General features: G+C 39.0%; 16 protein-coding genes. 7 read left to right on the top strand and 9 right to left on the bottom strand.

Going from position 1 to position 16760, the window contains the following annotated elements; translation table 11 throughout:
• Positions 1-27 precede the first annotated feature (27 nt).
• From A0J48_RS23290 to galE, 3 genes are all read right to left on the bottom strand, one after another.
• A complete protein-coding gene (locus A0J48_RS23290) occupies positions 28-852 on the bottom strand; it encodes a hybrid sensor histidine kinase/response regulator (RefSeq protein ID WP_200326968.1) in 825 nt (274 codons plus the stop codon).
• A gap of 15 nt (positions 853-867) precedes the next feature.
• A complete protein-coding gene (locus tag A0J48_RS23285; protein ID WP_200326967.1) occupies positions 868-2922 on the bottom strand; it encodes a hybrid sensor histidine kinase/response regulator in 2055 nt (684 codons plus the stop codon).
• Positions 2923-3195: 273 nt separating this feature from the next.
• Positions 3196-4194, bottom strand: coding sequence for a UDP-glucose 4-epimerase GalE (galE, locus tag A0J48_RS23280; RefSeq protein ID WP_200326966.1), 999 nt, complete (start codon positions 4192-4194; stop codon positions 3196-3198).
• A 252-nt stretch (positions 4195-4446) separates the two neighbouring features.
• Between galE and fraI the strand changes: the two genes are divergently transcribed.
• Positions 4447-5076: a septal nanopore formation protein FraI gene (gene fraI / locus A0J48_RS23275; RefSeq protein WP_200326965.1), complete on the top strand. Its 630-nt coding sequence runs from the start codon at positions 4447-4449 to the stop codon at positions 5074-5076.
• Between the two features lie 235 nt (positions 5077-5311).
• Positions 5312-7063, top strand: a complete 1752-nt coding sequence (locus A0J48_RS23270) for an ABC transporter ATP-binding protein (RefSeq protein ID WP_200326964.1) — start codon at positions 5312-5314, stop codon at positions 7061-7063.
• A gap of 410 nt (positions 7064-7473) precedes the next feature.
• Here the strand turns inward: A0J48_RS23270 and A0J48_RS23265 are convergent, their stop codons facing one another.
• From A0J48_RS23265 to A0J48_RS23245, 5 genes are all read right to left on the bottom strand, one after another.
• The gene (locus tag A0J48_RS23265) at positions 7474-7785 is read right to left on the bottom strand and encodes a type II toxin-antitoxin system RelE/ParE family toxin (RefSeq protein ID WP_200326963.1); all 312 of its coding nucleotides are present in this window, start codon (positions 7783-7785) and stop codon (positions 7474-7476) included.
• A complete protein-coding gene (locus tag A0J48_RS23260) occupies positions 7782-8036 on the bottom strand; it encodes a hypothetical protein (RefSeq protein WP_200326962.1) in 255 nt (84 codons plus the stop codon). The genes A0J48_RS23265 and A0J48_RS23260 overlap by 4 nt, the downstream gene beginning before the upstream one ends.
• 310 nt (positions 8037-8346) lie before the next feature.
• Positions 8347-8793: a type II toxin-antitoxin system VapC family toxin gene (locus tag A0J48_RS23255; RefSeq protein WP_200326961.1), complete on the bottom strand. Its 447-nt coding sequence runs from the start codon at positions 8791-8793 to the stop codon at positions 8347-8349.
• Positions 8783-9058 (bottom strand): hypothetical protein, encoded by a 276-nt coding sequence (locus A0J48_RS23250; protein WP_200326960.1) that lies wholly within the window; start codon positions 9056-9058, stop codon positions 8783-8785. Before A0J48_RS23250 ends, A0J48_RS23255 begins: the two co-directional genes overlap by 11 nt.
• Positions 9059-9520: 462 nt before the next feature.
• Positions 9521-11620, bottom strand: a complete 2100-nt coding sequence (locus tag A0J48_RS23245) for a bifunctional serine/threonine-protein kinase/formylglycine-generating enzyme family protein (protein WP_200326959.1) — start codon at positions 11618-11620, stop codon at positions 9521-9523.
• 201 nt (positions 11621-11821) lie between these two features.
• Here A0J48_RS23245 and A0J48_RS23240 point away from each other — a divergent pair, with 201 nt between their 5' ends.
• From A0J48_RS23240 to A0J48_RS23220, 5 genes are all read left to right on the top strand, one after another.
• Positions 11822-12604 (top strand): Rpn family recombination-promoting nuclease/putative transposase, encoded by a 783-nt coding sequence (locus A0J48_RS23240; protein ID WP_200326958.1) that lies wholly within the window; start codon positions 11822-11824, stop codon positions 12602-12604.
• Between the two features lie 58 nt (positions 12605-12662).
• Positions 12663-12863, top strand: coding sequence for a hypothetical protein (locus A0J48_RS23235; RefSeq protein ID WP_325078957.1), 201 nt, complete (start codon positions 12663-12665; stop codon positions 12861-12863).
• Between the two features lie 189 nt (positions 12864-13052).
• A complete protein-coding gene (trpB, locus tag A0J48_RS23230) occupies positions 13053-14294 on the top strand; it encodes a tryptophan synthase subunit beta (protein ID WP_200326957.1) in 1242 nt (413 codons plus the stop codon).
• A gap of 541 nt (positions 14295-14835) precedes the next feature.
• Positions 14836-15381, top strand: coding sequence for a CAP domain-containing protein (locus A0J48_RS23225; protein ID WP_200326956.1), 546 nt, complete (start codon positions 14836-14838; stop codon positions 15379-15381).
• A gap of 94 nt (positions 15382-15475) precedes the next feature.
• Complete coding sequence (locus A0J48_RS23220; protein ID WP_200326955.1) at positions 15476-16105, top strand: ribonuclease H-like domain-containing protein; 630 nt, start codon at positions 15476-15478, stop codon at positions 16103-16105.
• 122 nt (positions 16106-16227) lie between these two features.
• On the opposite strand, the gene A0J48_RS23215 is transcribed toward A0J48_RS23220, so the two are convergent.
• Positions 16228-16677 carry a rhodanese-like domain-containing protein gene (locus A0J48_RS23215; RefSeq protein ID WP_200326954.1) on the bottom strand — a complete coding sequence of 150 codons (450 nt, stop codon included), beginning with the start codon at positions 16675-16677 and terminating at the stop codon, positions 16228-16230.
• Positions 16678-16760 lie beyond the last annotated feature (83 nt).

Raw genomic sequence — 16760 nt, 5'->3', positions numbered from 1 at the left:
TTATTAATAATTTATTTTATCAATTTATTATGAAAATGTATAATTAATTTTGCATGGGTACTTAAATTCGAGACTTTGTAGGCACAGGGGTATAATTGCGGTGTTTTTGTAGTCTAGTTCGATCTGTCCCGATGCAATTTTGGTCACATCGAGAATGTCGTTAATCAGTTCTAGTAAATGGAAGCCGCTACGCTCTATAGTTTGTAAGGCTTGGATTTGTGTTTCGTTTACTAACCCAAAGACTTCATCAAGCAATCCTTCAGTCATACCAAGAATGGCATTGAGGGGGGTACGCAGTTCGTGACTCATGGTAGCGAGAAATGCGTCCTTGAGACTGGTACTGTAGATTAGTTCTTGGTTGGTTTGTTCTAATGCCCGATTAATCTTCTGAAGTTGGCGATTTTGTTCTGCCAGTTGTTGAGATTGCAAATAATTTTCTTGTTTGAGCAGTTTTTGTAGGCGACTGAGGTCTAAATGAGTAGCAATGCGAGCTAAAACTTCTTCTGCTTGAAAGGGTTTAGTGATATAGTCTACTCCACCTATTGTAAAAGCTTTTACCTTATCGATCACCTCATCTAAAGCACTAATAAATATCACGGGAATATCACGAGTTAATTCGTTGGCTTTGAGATGCTGGCAGACTTCATAGCCATTCATTTTGGGCATTTGAATATCTAGTAAAATCAAAGCCGGAGTCGCGTGTTGAATTCCTGCTAGACCTAATTTACCACTGGGAAATGGTCGCACTAGATAGCCATTTTGTTTTAACAGATTGGTGAGCAAATGTAGGTTGGCGGGTATATCATCAATAATGACAATTTCATATTGAACATTTACTGGTATATTATTCATATTTCGCAACTAGGCTCATACTTGAGTTTCAGGGAGTAAATGCAGAATTTTTTCATATTCAAAGTTATGCAAACAAGTTTCAATCGCCTGAGATAAAGGAGCATTGCAGATGGAAATTTTTTGAATTACCTGAGCAATTAAGTCGAGATTAGAAGCAATCACTGCCTCTTGAAGTTGCTGTAATAGTTCGGGTGGAAGTTTGGAGATCGCATCTACGGTTAAAATTTCTTTTGTGTGTATTATTTCAGAGTTAATTGGAGTCAACTCTTCATAAATATAATTTACGCCAATATGCTTATTCATGGACTGAAAGATTTCTTCTTCTCGGAAAGGCTTTCTCAAAAAATCATCGCATCCCGCTGAAAGAACTACGGCTTTTTCTTCTTCCAATACGCTGGCAGTTATAGCAATCACCACTGTTGCTTGACCTTTGGTGGTGGCTTTAATCATTTGAGTGGCGCTGTAACCATCCATTACTGGCATCCGCATATCCATCCAAATTAAGTGCGGCTCCCAAGTCTCCCAAATATTAACTGCTTCTTGCCCGTTACTGGCTTCTTGGAGTTGAAATCCTAGGGGAGAGAGCAGTTTAATTAATAACTGGCGATTTAAGGGTTTATCATCAACTATGAGAAGGCGATAAGTTGGTTGATTAGGTGCAAGAGCAATGACTCGGCGAGTGGTTTGTTGGCGGGTAATTTCATCGGCATTTACTGTAGTGACTTGAATATTAAAGAAAAAAGTTGTGCCTTTTTCTACCTGACTTTTGACTTTCATATCCCCTCCCATGAGACTGACAAATTGACGGCTAATTGGTAATCCTAAACCTGTTCCTTCCTGTGCTTGTCTTCCGGTTGCGGTTTGACTGAAAGCGTTAAAAAGCTCTCCTAGTTCTTCAGGTGCAATCCCCGCACCCGTATCTTCAATTTCAAAATTTAAAGTGTAAGCATCTCTTTGAGAGAGTGCTATTGTTTGTTGGGGATGAAGAGTCATTTTGTGGTTGTTAACTCTAATGGAAATGCCCCCAGTTTGAGTAAATTTAATGGCATTATGAATCAGGTTAATCAATACTTGACGCAATTTGATTTCATCGGTACGGACATAACGCACAAGATCAGGTTCGTATTCCATAATTAACTGGAGATTTTTCTCTTCAGCTTTCATTTGGAACATATCGTGAATATCATCTAGTAGGCGATGGAGGTCAAAGTTTTTGGGATTAAGGGTAGTTTTACCTGCTTCAATTTTGGAGAGATCGAGAACATTGTTGATGAGAGCTAAAAGGTGTTCACCACTACGAGAAATAATGCCAACATTTTCTTGATGTTCTAGTCCCAGGGTTTGAGAGCGAGTCATAATTTGAGCAAAGCCCAGAATGGCGTTAAGGGGAGAGCGTAGTTCGTGGCTCATGTTGGCGAGAAATTCACTTTTAGCGCGATTAGCCGCATCTGCCGCCTCAATAGAGCGTTGCAGTTCGGCAGTACGCATTTTTACCCGTTCTTCTAAAGTCTCATTGAGTTGTTTAAGATGTGATTCAGCTTTTCTTTGGGCAATTGCACCACCAATACTACTGGCGATCGCCATTAATACTGTTTGTGCTGTCTCATCCCAATCCCGTGCCTGATGGCAGTCATCGAAGCCAACAAATCCCCAAAATTGATCGCGGATAAAGATTGGTACGATTAAAATCGCTAGAATACCTTGGGGTTCTAACAGCATACGTTCAACAAGGGGCAAATCTGCAATCTTACCGACTATCGGTTGTTGTTGGGAGAGAACCTCATACCATCGGGGCAAAAATGAATCGTAGGTAAGATTTTGCAGATCGGGATTGTCAATTTCTGGAACAACCCCTTCGGCTACCCACTCCCAGCGTTGACTTATGGCAATTTGTCCTGTTTCTGGATGGAGATGGTTCTCAAAAATGTAAATTCGATCAACTTCTGTCGCTATACCTAAGATATTTAATGCTGATTGAACTGACTGGCGATCATCTTCAACCGTCAAAAGTTGATTCATCGCTGTGGCAATTCCTCGCAGAAGCCGATCACTAGGAGATAGGTAAGTCATAAGACTAATTCAACTGTCCAGATAATAGGTCTTTCACTAGAAACATGACTGGGGCTAGTAACTGAAAATATTAATTTTAATTAGGAGATGTTGATAGCCTCAAAGGATGTTCAAAGTTTTCTGGTGACATTTTTGTTTTTGCGCTTTTAAATACATTTTTATGTGAAAATAGTGCAAGTGTTTTTACTGATTTTAACTTTTTTCCTTGCACCTTCTTCACCTTTTAGCCTCGGAATTTCTTGATTGACCAGGTTTGAGGTTTATTCAGCAGCCCTATTTATGTCGTTTTTGATGCCAGTTCCAAGCGTGAGCGACAATATCTTTGATATCTGGATAGTGGGGTTTCCAACCTAAGATGTTTTTGGCTTTTTCGCTTGTGCCAATGAGAACAGGAGAATCACCGGGACGGCGATCGCATTCTTGTACAGGTATAACCGTTCCCGTCACTTCCTCGGCAGCAGCAATAACTTCTCTGACAGAAAAGCCGTTACCATTACCTAAATTGAAAACTTCGCTGTCACCACCTTTGAGTAGATATTCCAAGCCTAAAATATGGGCATCTGCTAAATCGCTGACATGGATATAATCCCGAATAGCAGTACCATCAGGAGTGTCATAGTCTGTACCAAAAAGAGAAATTGATTCCTGTTTGCCTAATGCTGTCAATAATACCAAGGGAATCAAATGAGACTCTGGACTATGATCTTCTCCCAGTAAGCCATTAGGATCAGCACCAGCCGCATTAAAGTAGCGGAAACGCACAGATTTTAAACCGTAAGCAATATCAAAGTCAGAGAGAATCTGTTCTACCATCAACTTAGTCATCCCATAGGGATTAATGGGGTGTTGGGGATGATCTTCGGTTAAGGGGATAAATTTGGGTACTCCATAGGTGGCACAAGTGGAGGAGAAGACAAATTTCTGAATAGATGCTGCCAGCATCGCTTCTAACAAATTCAGAGTGCCTAGGACGTTATTACGGTAGTATTTGTCGGGGTTTGTCACTGATTCACCTACATAAGTATAGGCAGAAAAGTGCATAACTGCTTCTATCTGGTGGGTTTGAAAGAGATGATCCAATAGGGGGCGATCTTCTATATCACCTTCAATCAGTTCTACCTGCAAAACCTGTTCTACCAGATCACGATGTCCATAAACCAGATTATCGAGAATTACCACCTCATAACCTGCTTGCACCAAAGCTAGGACTGTATGAGAACCAATATATCCTGCTCCCCCCGTAACCAAAATGGTAGGTTTTTCCGGCGACATAGTTTTTCCTTTTCATCAGTTGACGATGACTACTAAATTAATTTAATTCACTGGTGCTATGTTACTCTTTTGGAAAATTCCAAAGAATACACTCAGTGTCAAAAAATTGCACTAAAATCACTACGACGGTAGTCTGTGTAAGTGTGGTGTGAGTTATTTTTTAGTCATTTAGCAATTACAGTTTGACGATAAAATAAACCAATTTACCTCATAATCTAGACCTGCCGCACCAGCACATTAGAGAGTTAATCTATGTTTCAATTACTAAGCCGGGTTTTACTGTGGCTGCTAATTGCCGTTGTTGCCTATTCTTTGTTCCAAAGATTCTACCCAACAGTGAGCTTTGTTGGCCGATTTGCTTTAGGGGTTGTACTAGTTGTTTTAGCTTTGGCATTTCTAAATCCTAGTGAACCAGCAGTAGCTTCGCTGTGGCGATTTATATCTTTCCCACTCAAGCCCCTAGGAGCTTCCGCTTTAATGCTTATGCTTGCTGCCCAAAAAATCAAAGCAGCTAGTATAGAGAAACCAGGAGGATACTTACTGGGGTGGGCGCTGACTATTTTGCTGTTGTCGAGTACACCAGCTATTGCTTACTTTTTAGTCAGATCACCAGTGGCAGCAATGCTTCCTCCTCCGACATTGGTAGCTGTGAATCCACCAATTACTACTGCCAATAACATCTCAGATGTGATCACAAGTGGCATCCTGCCTGTGGCAGATATGAAGATGCCATCCTATCTATTACAAAATCCCCAAGCCATAACTACCCGTGGGTTGCGTGTAGAAGACTTTGTACCGAATGCGGAAACTCTGCAACTCACTACCCAAGTGTGGGAAAGTTATCTTAACCAGATTTACGTCTTCTTACGTGGTCGGTCGTGATCAGGAAGCAGAAGGATTTTGGATTTTAGATTTTGGATTTTGGATTGGGGATTTGGGATTGGGGATGAAATCATCTCTGGACTTCCTTTGACGAAAGTGTCCATAGTGAATCTTCCTGGGGAAGTCTGAACAGAAGACAGGTAAGAATTTTACCAATTACCCATTACCAGCCTAAACTAGATAACTAACAACTTGAGTGAAAAGTTTAGGATGATCAAGTTGTAAAATTGCTTGAATGGCACAATCACGACGGCTTGCTAAACTCGGTACTTACCTACGTCCCCATTGGCAGGAAACTGCTTTAGGCATTATTGCTTTATTGTCTGTCAATGGCTTGGGCGTTTATATCCCTTTGCTGATTCGTTCTGGGGTGGATACACTTTCCACAACCTTTAGCTTGAATCAAGTAATACGTTATGCGGTCATAATTATCTCCCTGAGTTCAGCAATGTGGATGATGCGTATGGCTTCCCGCATCTGGATTTTTGGTGTGGGTCGTCAGGTAGAATTTGAACTCAAGCAGCGAATTTTTCAGCATTTACTAAAACTTGAACCGGCTTATTTTGCCAGTAATACCCCTGGTGATTTAATTAGTCGGGCTACTAGTGATGTAGAAAATATCAGGCGGTTGCTAGGTTTTGCGGTATTGAGTTTAGCAAATACTTTGTTTGCTTATACTCTGACGCTGCCAGTGATGCTATCAATTAGTGTGGATCTGACTTTAGCTTCTCTGGCAGTTTATCCATTTATGTTCTTGTTGGTGCATTTGTTTAGCGATCGCTTACGGAAACAACAAGCCGCTTTACAAGAACAACTCTCGAATATGAGTGAACTCATCCAAGAAGATATTAGCGGTATTTCTTTGATTAAAATTTATGGTCAAGAAGAAAATGAGCGTCGCGCTTTCCAAAAGAAAAATCAGGATCTGTTGGCAGCTAACCTGAAATTAGCACAAAGTCGAAATACATTATTTCCTCTCGTTGGTGGTTTGGCTAATATCAGTTCCCTAATTATTATTTGGTTGGGAACGATGCGAATATCTTCTGGTACTTTGGCTGTGGGTGATTTTTTGGCTTTATTGATTTATGTAGAGCGTTTAGTTTTTCCCACTGCTTTATTAGGATTCACAATTACTGCTTACCAACGGGGTGAAGTGAGTATTGATCGGTTAGAATCAATTTTGAGCATAACACCAAAAATTCAAGATCCACCTGATGCTATTCATTTGGCAGCTAATACTGTCAAGGGTGAAGTTACAGCTAAAAATCTGAGTTATACTTATGCCGGTGCGAATATCCCTGCTTTAGATCATATTAATTTTACTATTGCTCCTGGGGAAGTGGTGGCAATTGTTGGGGCTATTGGTTCGGGAAAATCTACTTTGGCTAATGCTTTACCCCGGTTGTTGGATATTGAAGCGGGACAGTTATTTTTAGATGGGTTGGATATTACAAAAATTGCTTTACATGATTTGCGGGGTGCGATCGCTTATGTACCTCAAGATAGCTTTTTATTCAGCACCACCATTAAAAATAATATCCGCTACGGCGATCCTGTGAGTGAACAAGAAACGGTGGAAGCTGTTGCTAATCTGGCTCAAATTACCGCAGAAATTGACAATTTTCCCCAGCAATATGAAACAATTGTCGGTGAAAGAGGAATTACCCTTTCTGGTGGTCAGCGACAACGTACAGCTTTAGCTAGAGCGATGTTAATTGATGCTCCAGTTTTAATTTTAGATGATGCTCTTTCTAGTGTCGATAATCAAACAGCTACCCAAATTCTCCAAAATCTCTCTAGTGGTACTCAACAAAAAACCGTGATTTTCATTACTCATCAACTTTCTGCTGCTGCTACTGCTGATAGAATTATGGTGATGGATCAGGGGAAAATAGTTCAAATTGGTAAACATACAGAACTTTTGGAAGAACCAGGATTATACAAAACTTTGTGGAGTCAGCATCAAGTTGAGGAGTTATTAAGATAGGGTAAATTGTCTGAATCAGGACACCCTTTTTGGAAGTCAAAAGTCAAAAGTCAAAAGTCAAAATTTTTTGTCTGAATCAGGTGGTTATCGAGCGAAGTCGAGATAATGTCCAGGATTTGAGGATTTATGGCTAACGCCACGCTACGCGAACAGGATGGAAAGAGATCAGAAGAATTGAAAATCAGGTAGTAGAGAGTAGCTAGTTTTGATGAATAAAACGCAGATGAACGCAGATGAACACAGATGGAATACGGGTGATTTGATTAATTTGATGATTCTGTGCAGTTTCATATCAATAAAATAGGTTGATTTTGCGAAAATATCCTATTTTTTAATTTCTTCTATCCTGTAAATCCTTTAATCCTGGACATTATCTCGACTTCGCTCGATAACCACCTGATTCAGACAATTTAATCCTCATCATCTGTTACAAACAACCCTTCTAAATCTCGATAACCACTAACAACACGCAAAATTTCAATACCTTCCTCAATGGGACGATAAAAAATTAGATAATCATTCACAGGAAAACTGCGTAAATTAGCAGCTAATTCATCGCGTCTACGTCCCATACTAGGGAATTTTGCTAACTTTTCACATCTGCTATTAATTTTATTGAGAAGGCTTTCGGCAGCATCAAAACTACTATTTTCGGCTATATAATCAATAATAGTCTCAATGTCTCGACTTGCTGGAACTGTAAATTTACAAATATTAGTCATTGTCCAGCTTGAGCGCGTTTTGCTTGGAGTTTATTTCTTAAACTTTGAAATACTTCTTCAGCATCCACAAATTCACCTCTATTAGCTGCTGCAATTCCTATTTGAATTTCTTGCTGCAATTCCTGAAATTTACCTTTATATAAAAGTTCCCATTCATCGGTTTCTAGGAAATTAATAAAGGTTAATACCTGCTGTTGTTTTTCGGGTGACAATACTCGTACTTTTTCTAAAATAGTGTTTTCAATAGTCATTTGACTTGCTCCCTTTTCTAAAAAGCACTTTCATTATCTGTTAAACATAATCTTCTTTAATTCTACAAGCATCCAGTTTCATTTACTATGATATCCTGAAAATCCTAAAATCCTGGATATTATCTCGACTTCGCTCGATAACCACCTGATTCAGACAATCTGCGTTTATCCGCGTTTATCTGCGTTCTTATCCTGAAAATCCTTAAATCCTGGATATTATCTCAACTTCGCTCGATAACCACCTGATTCTGACAAAAAATTTTGACTTTTGACTTTTGACTTCCAAAAAGGGTGTCCTGATTCTGACAACTTAGAGTAAAAAATCACTCAAAACTAAAATCGTTAATTCTGTAACTCGTTTCAACTGAATATCATTAGTTAAGAAAATATCACATTTAGAAACTATAGCCACGGAAATCTGTAAAGAATCTAATAAAGCTAAATTATATCTCGCTCTTAATTGAGATGCTTGTTTAGCAATTGATTCATCAATTTGTATAAATTCAACATTGACACCAGAAACAATCAAATCAATAAAATCTTGTTGTAATTCTGTTAATCCTAAACGATAGGGATAAACCAGACACTCAGATAAAGTTATAGGAGAAGTAACAGCACTTAGTAAACCTGAATCTATACCGTTAAACACATAGTTAACTAAAGACTGATATTGAGGATGATTCTCTACATAATAAATTACTGGTGCTGTATCCAAAAATAAATTTTTCCCCTGAATTAAATAATCTTCAATCTTCATAGATATTTCTGAGATTTAACTCCCTGATTTCATTTTCCTCATTTCTATTTCTTGAAACCCAAGTTTGAGCATCTTCACCAACTAAAGGATAAGGCGCTTTACCTCTGATTTCTTGCCATTTACGACGTTGTTTTTGTTCTATATCATTTGGTTGCGATTGCTGGTATATTGAATCAATAAAAATTAATACTTGTTCCTGTTGTGCAGGTGTTAAATTGTCTAGTTTTTCTAAAATATATTTTTTATTTCCCAGTGCTGGATTCATGATTAAAAATCCTCATCATCTGTTAAAAACAATCTTCTTTAATTATATAGGCATCTGCTTTTATTTGTAATAAAATCCTATTTTTTGATTTATTCTATCCAGAAAATCCTATAATTCTCCTGATTATGACAATCTGCGTTTATCTGCGTTCTTATCCTGTAAATCCTTAAATCCTAGATATTATCTCGACTTCGCTCGATAACCACCTGATTCTGACAAAAAATTTTGACTTTTGACTTTTGACTTCCAAAAAGGGTGTCCTGATTCAGACAACTTGACAAAATCCAGAAATTCATGTATCGTTAAACTAACATCTCATCTTATGCCCAAAATCAAACAAAATTAAATAACCACCAACGCACCACACCAAAAAAACGCCCAAAAAAATCGACCGCCTGACGGCGGAGGGAAAAGGGAAAATAAGAAAAAGTGTAGAGTGCAAAAGGTCAAGAGTGTAAAGAACTAAAGAGTCCTTGCGCCGGAAACTACCAACCGAAACCCGCAGGTGCTGCGCCTGCCGCCTGGGCCGTTGAGGCTACGATACGCAGAACGGCAATCCCTGGGGTCAGAGTTCCAAGAACCACCGCGCAGCACTTTGTATTTATTTTTACCATCTGACAAAGCACTACCATCAGTGGGAGCATTTATATAATTTTCGTGCCACTCATCTTCGCACCATTCCCATACATTACCACACATATCATATAAACCCCAAGGGTTGGCAGGAAAAATTCCTACTGCTGTGGTTTTTTCTCGAAACTCTCCTTTTTGTCCCTGTCCATAATTACCAGGATAGACTGTCTCATCTATTTTAATAAAGTCAGTTCCTCGATAATTTGCTAAATCAGTAGAAATTGTTTCCCCACAATAAAATGGTGTAGTTGTTCCAGCACGACAAGCATATTCCCATTCTGCTTCACTGGGTAAGCGATAGGTTTTATTTGTCAGTTGGGAAAGTCGAGCGCAAAATTCTTGAGCATCATTCCACGATACACACTCAACAGGTAAATGGTTGGTGAGTGAAGTCGAACCATCACCTTTAAAGTATGATGGATCAGACTTTAAATCAATCTTAACTTTAGGTAAAGCAGCTACAGCTTGCCATTGTTTCTGAGTCACGGGATATTTACCCATGAAAAAGGGAGGAACATTCACTTGATGTTGTGGACTTTCAGCACTGCTTCTTCCTTCCTCATTTTCTGGAGAACCCATGATAAAAGTACCTCCAGGAATAGCCACCATTTCTAAAATTACACCATTTCCCAAATCTTCAATAAATAATCTGGCTTTTTTGCGACTGCGTTGAATTTCCCAACCTTTACCTAAACCTAAAATACCAGGTTTTTGGATTAATTTAGCGGTTTCAAATTCAAAGCTAACAACAGGAATACCTAAACGGTTTTTGAGTACCCGTGTTTCAATAGCAATTACATCTTCTGGTTTTAACCCTAAAGATTTACCATTTTTTTCTAAGAGAGTTTCTATATTTTCATGCCAAGGAAATTGTTCTTTAACTTGTTTGATAAATAAATCTTCATATTTTATCAGTCTATTTTCATAGTCTCGGAATGGAGACAGTGCATTTTCATATACTTCCTTTGCATCTTCTAAAGATAAACATAACCTTTTTCGTTCTTGTTCTAAAAATTCCTTCTCTACTACCGATAATTTTCCATTTCCCTGTTTTAATAATTCCTGAACTTTATTAGAATATGCAATTTTCGCAGCATTATCAAATCTAATTGTTCCTTCAGGATGAGATGGTGCTAAAAGTGGTTGTAATTCTGACAGTGCTTCTACTGCTGAACGGTAGCGTTTATCAGCTTTACGCCGAATCATCGTAGTTAAGTATTCTGCCAGATAATCACTCACCTGTAAATTAGAATATCGCCAAATTTTCTCGGCATAATCATCTTCTTCTAATTTTATGGGGTCAATACCTGTTAAAGCATAAATAGCAGTCATCCCCAAAGCATAAAGATCACTAGCATAACAAGGGTTACGTTTTATTTGCTCACTGGGCATATATTCAAGAGTACCCGCAAATGTACTTCCTCCTTGGGTGTTGAGGATAACTGAACCGACTTCTTTAACTCCCCCAAAGTCTATCAAACAGATTTTACCATCTGGTTGACGACGCATTAAGTTTGTAGGTTTAATATCACGGTGAATTACTTCTTGTTCCTGAACAAAAACGAGAATTTCTAATACTTCTTTTAATAATTGAATAACATTATCTTCACTCCACCGCTTCCCGTGAGAAATTTCTGTACTCAGGTCATTTCCGGGAATATATTCTTGACTAATATAATAGTTATCATCTTGGGGAAAATATGCCAATAATGTAGGAATTTGGTCATGTTTACCCAGTTTTTCCAAAGCTATGGCTTCTTTTTCAAAGAGTTTAATAACACTCTGATTATTTTTGTGAATAGTATGGAGTTGTTTAACTACACATAAGGGATGACTGGGTTTATGATGGTCTTCAGCCAGGTAAGTAACGGCAAAACTCCCCTTGCCTAATTCGCGTATAATTTCGTAACGTTCTGCTAATAGTCGCACAGTGTGGGTGTTAATGATTAAAAATAGATGAATAACATTATACAGGATGCAAGCGTGAACTGTATCATTTCTCCCGTTCCCATGCTCTACGTGGGAACACACTTAGAAGCTCTGCTTCAGTTATATTGGGAGTTAGAACCTCCCAGAAGGCATTTCCAGTCAGAGACTGGGAACGAGAAATAAAGAAATTACTGAATCATCGTGAAAACAGATACAATTTTCTATAGCTTATTTCAAGCATTTCCCAGCATTTTTTTTGAATTAATTAACCAATCTCCCACAGAAGCAGTTGCTTATGAATTTACATCCCGTGAAGTGAAACAACTGGCTTTTCGCTTAGATGGTTTATTTTTACCAACTACTAAAGATTCCCAAAAACCATTTTATTTAGTTGAAGTTCAGTTTCAACCAGATGATGATTTATATTATCGTCTCTTTGCCGAACTTTGTCTTTATTTGCGACAGTACAAACCACGTCATCCTTGGCAAGTTGTGATTATTTATCCTAGTCGTAATATAGAAAGAGAACAGAATTTACAATTTGGTGAAATCTTGCTGCTGGAGCGAGTTAAACGCATTTATTTAGATGAGTTAGGAGAGAGTTCCTTGGGGGTGGGAGTTGTTAAACTGGTGATGGAAACAGAAGATACTGCACCAGAACTAGCAAAACGCTTAATTGCACAAGCAAACCAACAGCTAAATGATGCGACTACGAAACGGGATCTAATTAACTTAATTGAAACAATTATTGTCTACAAATTACCCAAAAAGAGCCGAGAGGAGATTGAAGCTATGTTAGGTTTAAGTGAGTTGAAACAAACTAAGGTTTATCAGGAAGCTGTAGAAGAAGGTAGAGAAGAAACAACAAGAAAGTTGACTTTAAAATTGTTACGAATTGGCATGAGTTTAGAACAAATTGCTGAAGTTACTGAATTATCTCTTGAGCAAATTCAGGCTTTACAGAAGGAGATACAAGAATCTTGATTTTAACTAATTGCTCGTCTACAAATTACCCAAAAAGAGCCGAGAGGAGATTGAAGCCATGTTAGGTTTAAGTGAGTTGAAGCAAACTAATGTTTATCAGGAAGCTGTAGAAGAAGGTAGGCAGGAAGGTAAAGAAGAAGCTAAGTTAGAAGCGATACCACAGATGATCAAGTTTGGTTTAAGTGTAGAGCAAATTAGTCAGTTGCTAGATTTACCTTTGGAAATAGTGCAGAAAACTGTACAACAATCTCAGCAATAGCTCTCTTGTTTATGGTTTATCTCGTTTATCTCGTTCCTATGCTCTGCGTAGGAATGCAGTTTAGAGGCTCTGCCTCTATTCTACCAGGAGGTAGAACCTCCCAGATGGTATTCCCAGTCAGAGACTGGGAACGAGAGAAGATTGTTCTAGAATTAAAATTAACTTTGTTCTCTAAATTTAACTTCATCCGTGACTACTACACCCCTGACACCCAACTTCCCACAAACCGCTTCAGTTCCCGATACACTAGGACGTTTTGGCCGCTTTGGTGGTAAATACGTTCCTGAAACCTTGATGCCTGCGTTAGCTGAACTTGAAACAGCTTATCAGCAATACCGCCATGACCCTAGCTTTCAAGCAGAATTACAAAGTTTACTGCGAGATTACGTAGGACGTGCTACACCTTTATACTTTGCTGAACGCCTCACAGCCCATTATGCCCGTCCAGACGGCACAGGGGCGCAAATTTACTTAAAACGAGAAGACTTAAATCATACAGGCGCTCATAAAATTAATAATGCTCTTGGTCAAGTATTATTAGCCAAGCGCATGGGTAAACAGCGCATTATTGCTGAAACTGGTGCAGGACAACATGGTGTAGCAACAGCCACCGTTTGCGCTCGGTTTGGCTTGGAATGTGTGATTTACATGGGTGTTCACGACATGGAACGCCAAGCTTTAAATGTGTTTAGAATGCGGCTGATGGGGGCGGAAGTGCGTCCTGTGTCTGCGGGTACGGGAACTCTCAAAGATGCCACTTCTGAAGCTATCCGGGACTGGGTGACAAATGTGGAAACTACCCATTACATCCTGGGTTCTGTGGCTGGTCCCCATCCTTACCCCATGATGGTACGTGATTTTCATGCTGTTATTGGTGAAGAAACTCGCGCTCAAGCAATGGAAAAATGGGGCGGTTTACCTGATATTCTCATGGCTTGTGTGGGTGGTGGTTCTAATGCAATGGGACTATTTCACGAGTTTGTGAAAGAGACATCTGTGCGGTTAATTGGTGTGGAAGCTGCTGGTGAAGGTGTGAATACTGGCAAACACGCCGCAACCTTGACAAAAGGGCAAGTTGGTGTATTGCATGGAGCAATGAGTTATCTGCTGCAAGATAATGACGGACAGGTGATTGAACCACACTCCATTAGTGCAGGTTTGGATTATCCTGGTGTGGGACCAGAACACAGCTATATGAAGGATATTGGTCGGGCTGAATATTACAGTGTTACTGATGCGGAAGCTTTGGAGGCATTTCAACGCCTATCGAAACTAGAGGGAATTATACCAGCCTTGGAAACGGCTCATGCGATCGCCTATCTAGAAACTTTGTGTCCTCAACTTACTGGTAGTCCCCGAATTGTGATTAACTGTTCTGGACGGGGTGACAAGGATGTGCAGACAGTGGCCAAATTCCTCCATCCTCAGTAACCCAGGTTGCTAGTAATCAAAGGTAACAGGGAATGGGGAGCAGCGGAGCAGGGGAGAAAATAAAATTCTTACCCTACACCCTACACCCTACACCCTACACCCTACACCCTTACCTGACGACAGATTCTTTGCATAAGTCCTGTTAGTGTCTGCGACATCTGTCAGTGGATACTATTTTTTATGTTTTTTTTGATTAATGATGTAGTGTCAATAACAGTTAATCAGGGGATGCATTGACTAAAGACGTATGCTGGATACTAAATTTGAGGAAAAAGTCATAAAATTGGCAGATTTTCAAGAAAAGAAAATGTCATTTTCAGGAAAGTGAACTAACAAACCTGAAATATCAAATACAGCATATTGCAGATCAATAAGGTACAAATTTTATGACAAAGCCTTGCACCAACAGGGTTTTATTGATAACTGCTGAAAGCTGCTGTAATTCCTCAGTTGATGAATACTTGACAGTATCCTGGTACTTCTTCTAACCATTAGAAGATAGAGTATATGTCTAATAAATCCATACAATACCTAATTCTCTATGTTCCGACAAACTGCTTTCGGCATGGCTTTAAGTACGCTTGTCCTTGCTAGTGGAATGATGACTGCTCCTGTTACCAGTAATAATTCTACCAAAAAAATTATTCATACTCAGTCATTCAAGACTTCTAGTCAGGCGGCTATGTCGAATTTTGATTCTCAAAATTCTACTTTAGAAAAATTAGTTTTTGAGCAAATTAATCAATATCGAGCTTCTCAAGGACTTTCACAGTTAACTTTAAATGCTAGTATCACTAAGCAAGCAAGAATTCACAGCCAAAATATGGCTAAGGGTACAGTGAAGTTTAGCCATCATGGTTTTGAACAACGAGTTAAAGCTATCCCTCTTAAATATGATAGTGCAGGGGAAAATGTGGCTTTCAATATTGGATATAGTGATCCAGCACATCAAGCTGTGGTTGGTTGGCTCAACAGTCCCGGACATTTGAAAAATATTCAAGGAAAATATAAACTAACAGGGGTAGGTGTAGCCACTAATGCTAAAGGTGAAGTTTACCTCACACAAATATTTATCAACACTAGATAGATTTTCTGGCGGATTTTCTGCACAATAATAACTTAGTGTCTAACAAAGTGATTTCACTGATGGACACTATAAATTATTATTTCTGATTCAATTCATGACATTACCAGATTTTCAGGTTTGCGATCGCGATTTAGATGCAGTTTCCCTCTCTGAATATTTACAGTCTGAGGCCATTGCTGTGGACACCGAAACAATGGGTTTGTTACCACAACGCGATCGCTTGTGTCTCGTGCAGTTGTGCAACTCTCAAGGAAAAGTAACAGCTATTCGCATTCTTCAAGGACAAACAGAAGCTCCTAATTTACAGCAGCTTTTGCAAGCAACCGATGTTCTCAAAGTATTTCACTTTGCGCGGTTTGATATCGCTACCTTGCGTCATAACCTAAAGATTCAGGTTCAACCTGTGTTCTGTACTAAAATTGCCAGTAAGTTAGTCCGCACTTACACCAATCGTCATGGTTTAAAAGACGTAGTACAAGAGCTAGAACAAGTGGAACTTGATAAAAGCGCACAAAGTTCTGATTGGGGTAACGCAGTTAATTTATCTGAAACTCAATTAAGTTACGCTGCTAATGATGTGCGCTACTTACTTAGCATACAGCAAAAACTCACTCAAATGTTGCAAAGAGAGGGGCGTTGGGAACTTGCTCAAGAATGTTTTCAGGTTCTACCAACATTAGTTGCTTTGGATTTATTGCAATTCAAAGATTTATTTGAACACTAGGGATAATTCGTAATTCGTAATTCGTAATTCGTAATTCGTAATTCGTAATTCGTAATTCGTAATTCGTAATTCGTAATTCGTAATTACTAATTTTCTCTACTGCTCCATGTCCAATATCTCTTTTACTTTTGCTGAGTTTCTAAGTGAGTTTGGATGCGAGAGATAACATTGTAATCATCTGCTCCTGCGGGAGTTCTTGATTCAATGATGCCTTCTGTTGGACCACCAATTGCTTTCCACGCACCAAGACCACCTTTTAGTTCAGATACGTTGTAAAACCCAGTCGAGCGCAATCTTTGGGCAGCTTGAGCCGTTTGTCCATCATCACTACCGTAAACGTAAATATCACGGCTTTTATCTATAGATGTTACTGCGCGGTCTGTTAGTTCATCTATGGGCATAGTCATTGCTCCCATAATATGACCTTCATTATAGGTTGAGCGATCACGCACGTCCAAAATTGTAAATGCCGGTTCACCCCATTCTAAACGAGATTTTACTACATGAACATCAGTTTCTACCTCGATTGGTGGCTGTGGGGGAATAATGCTACTCATGGGATTGGTATTCATAACTTTTTATATTGAATACAGTAACAATAAGTTAACAAGAAAATAAATTTTATTTGTCTTTCTGGAGAATGAAAATATAAAGA

This window comes from Sphaerospermopsis aphanizomenoides BCCUSP55 (genome assembly GCF_001586785.1).
Taxonomy (GTDB): domain Bacteria; phylum Cyanobacteriota; class Cyanobacteriia; order Cyanobacteriales; family Nostocaceae; genus Sphaerospermopsis_A; species Sphaerospermopsis_A aphanizomenoides_A.
This window is presented reverse-complemented; position numbering and strand designations above follow the sequence as displayed.

Bases quoted from the DNA above. Each gene is read 5' to 3' on its own strand.
- A0J48_RS23285 (WP_200326967.1), bottom strand. From the start codon at position 2,922: ATGACTTACCTATCTCCTAGTGATCGGCTTCTGCGAGGAATTGCCACA.
- A0J48_RS23225 (WP_200326956.1), top strand. From the start codon at position 14,836: ATGTTCCGACAAACTGCTTTCGGCATGGCTTTAAGTACGCTTGTCCTT.
- A0J48_RS23235 (WP_325078957.1), top strand. From the start codon at position 12,663: ATGTTAGGTTTAAGTGAGTTGAAGCAAACTAATGTTTATCAGGAAGCT.
- A0J48_RS23215 (WP_200326954.1), bottom strand. From the start codon at position 16,677: ATGAATACCAATCCCATGAGTAGCATTATTCCCCCACAGCCACCAATC.
- galE (WP_200326966.1), bottom strand. From the start codon at position 4,194: ATGTCGCCGGAAAAACCTACCATTTTGGTTACGGGGGGAGCAGGATAT.
- A0J48_RS23255 (WP_200326961.1), bottom strand. From the start codon at position 8,793: ATGAAGATTGAAGATTATTTAATTCAGGGGAAAAATTTATTTTTGGAT.
- fraI (WP_200326965.1), top strand. From the start codon at position 4,447: ATGTTTCAATTACTAAGCCGGGTTTTACTGTGGCTGCTAATTGCCGTT.
- A0J48_RS23290 (WP_200326968.1), bottom strand. From the start codon at position 852: ATGAATAATATACCAGTAAATGTTCAATATGAAATTGTCATTATTGAT.
- A0J48_RS23265 (WP_200326963.1), bottom strand. From the start codon at position 7,785: ATGACTAATATTTGTAAATTTACAGTTCCAGCAAGTCGAGACATTGAG.
- A0J48_RS23270 (WP_200326964.1), top strand. From the start codon at position 5,312: ATGGCACAATCACGACGGCTTGCTAAACTCGGTACTTACCTACGTCCC.
- A0J48_RS23250 (WP_200326960.1), bottom strand. From the start codon at position 9,058: ATGAATCCAGCACTGGGAAATAAAAAATATATTTTAGAAAAACTAGAC.
- A0J48_RS23260 (WP_200326962.1), bottom strand. From the start codon at position 8,036: ATGACTATTGAAAACACTATTTTAGAAAAAGTACGAGTATTGTCACCC.
- A0J48_RS23220 (WP_200326955.1), top strand. From the start codon at position 15,476: ATGACATTACCAGATTTTCAGGTTTGCGATCGCGATTTAGATGCAGTT.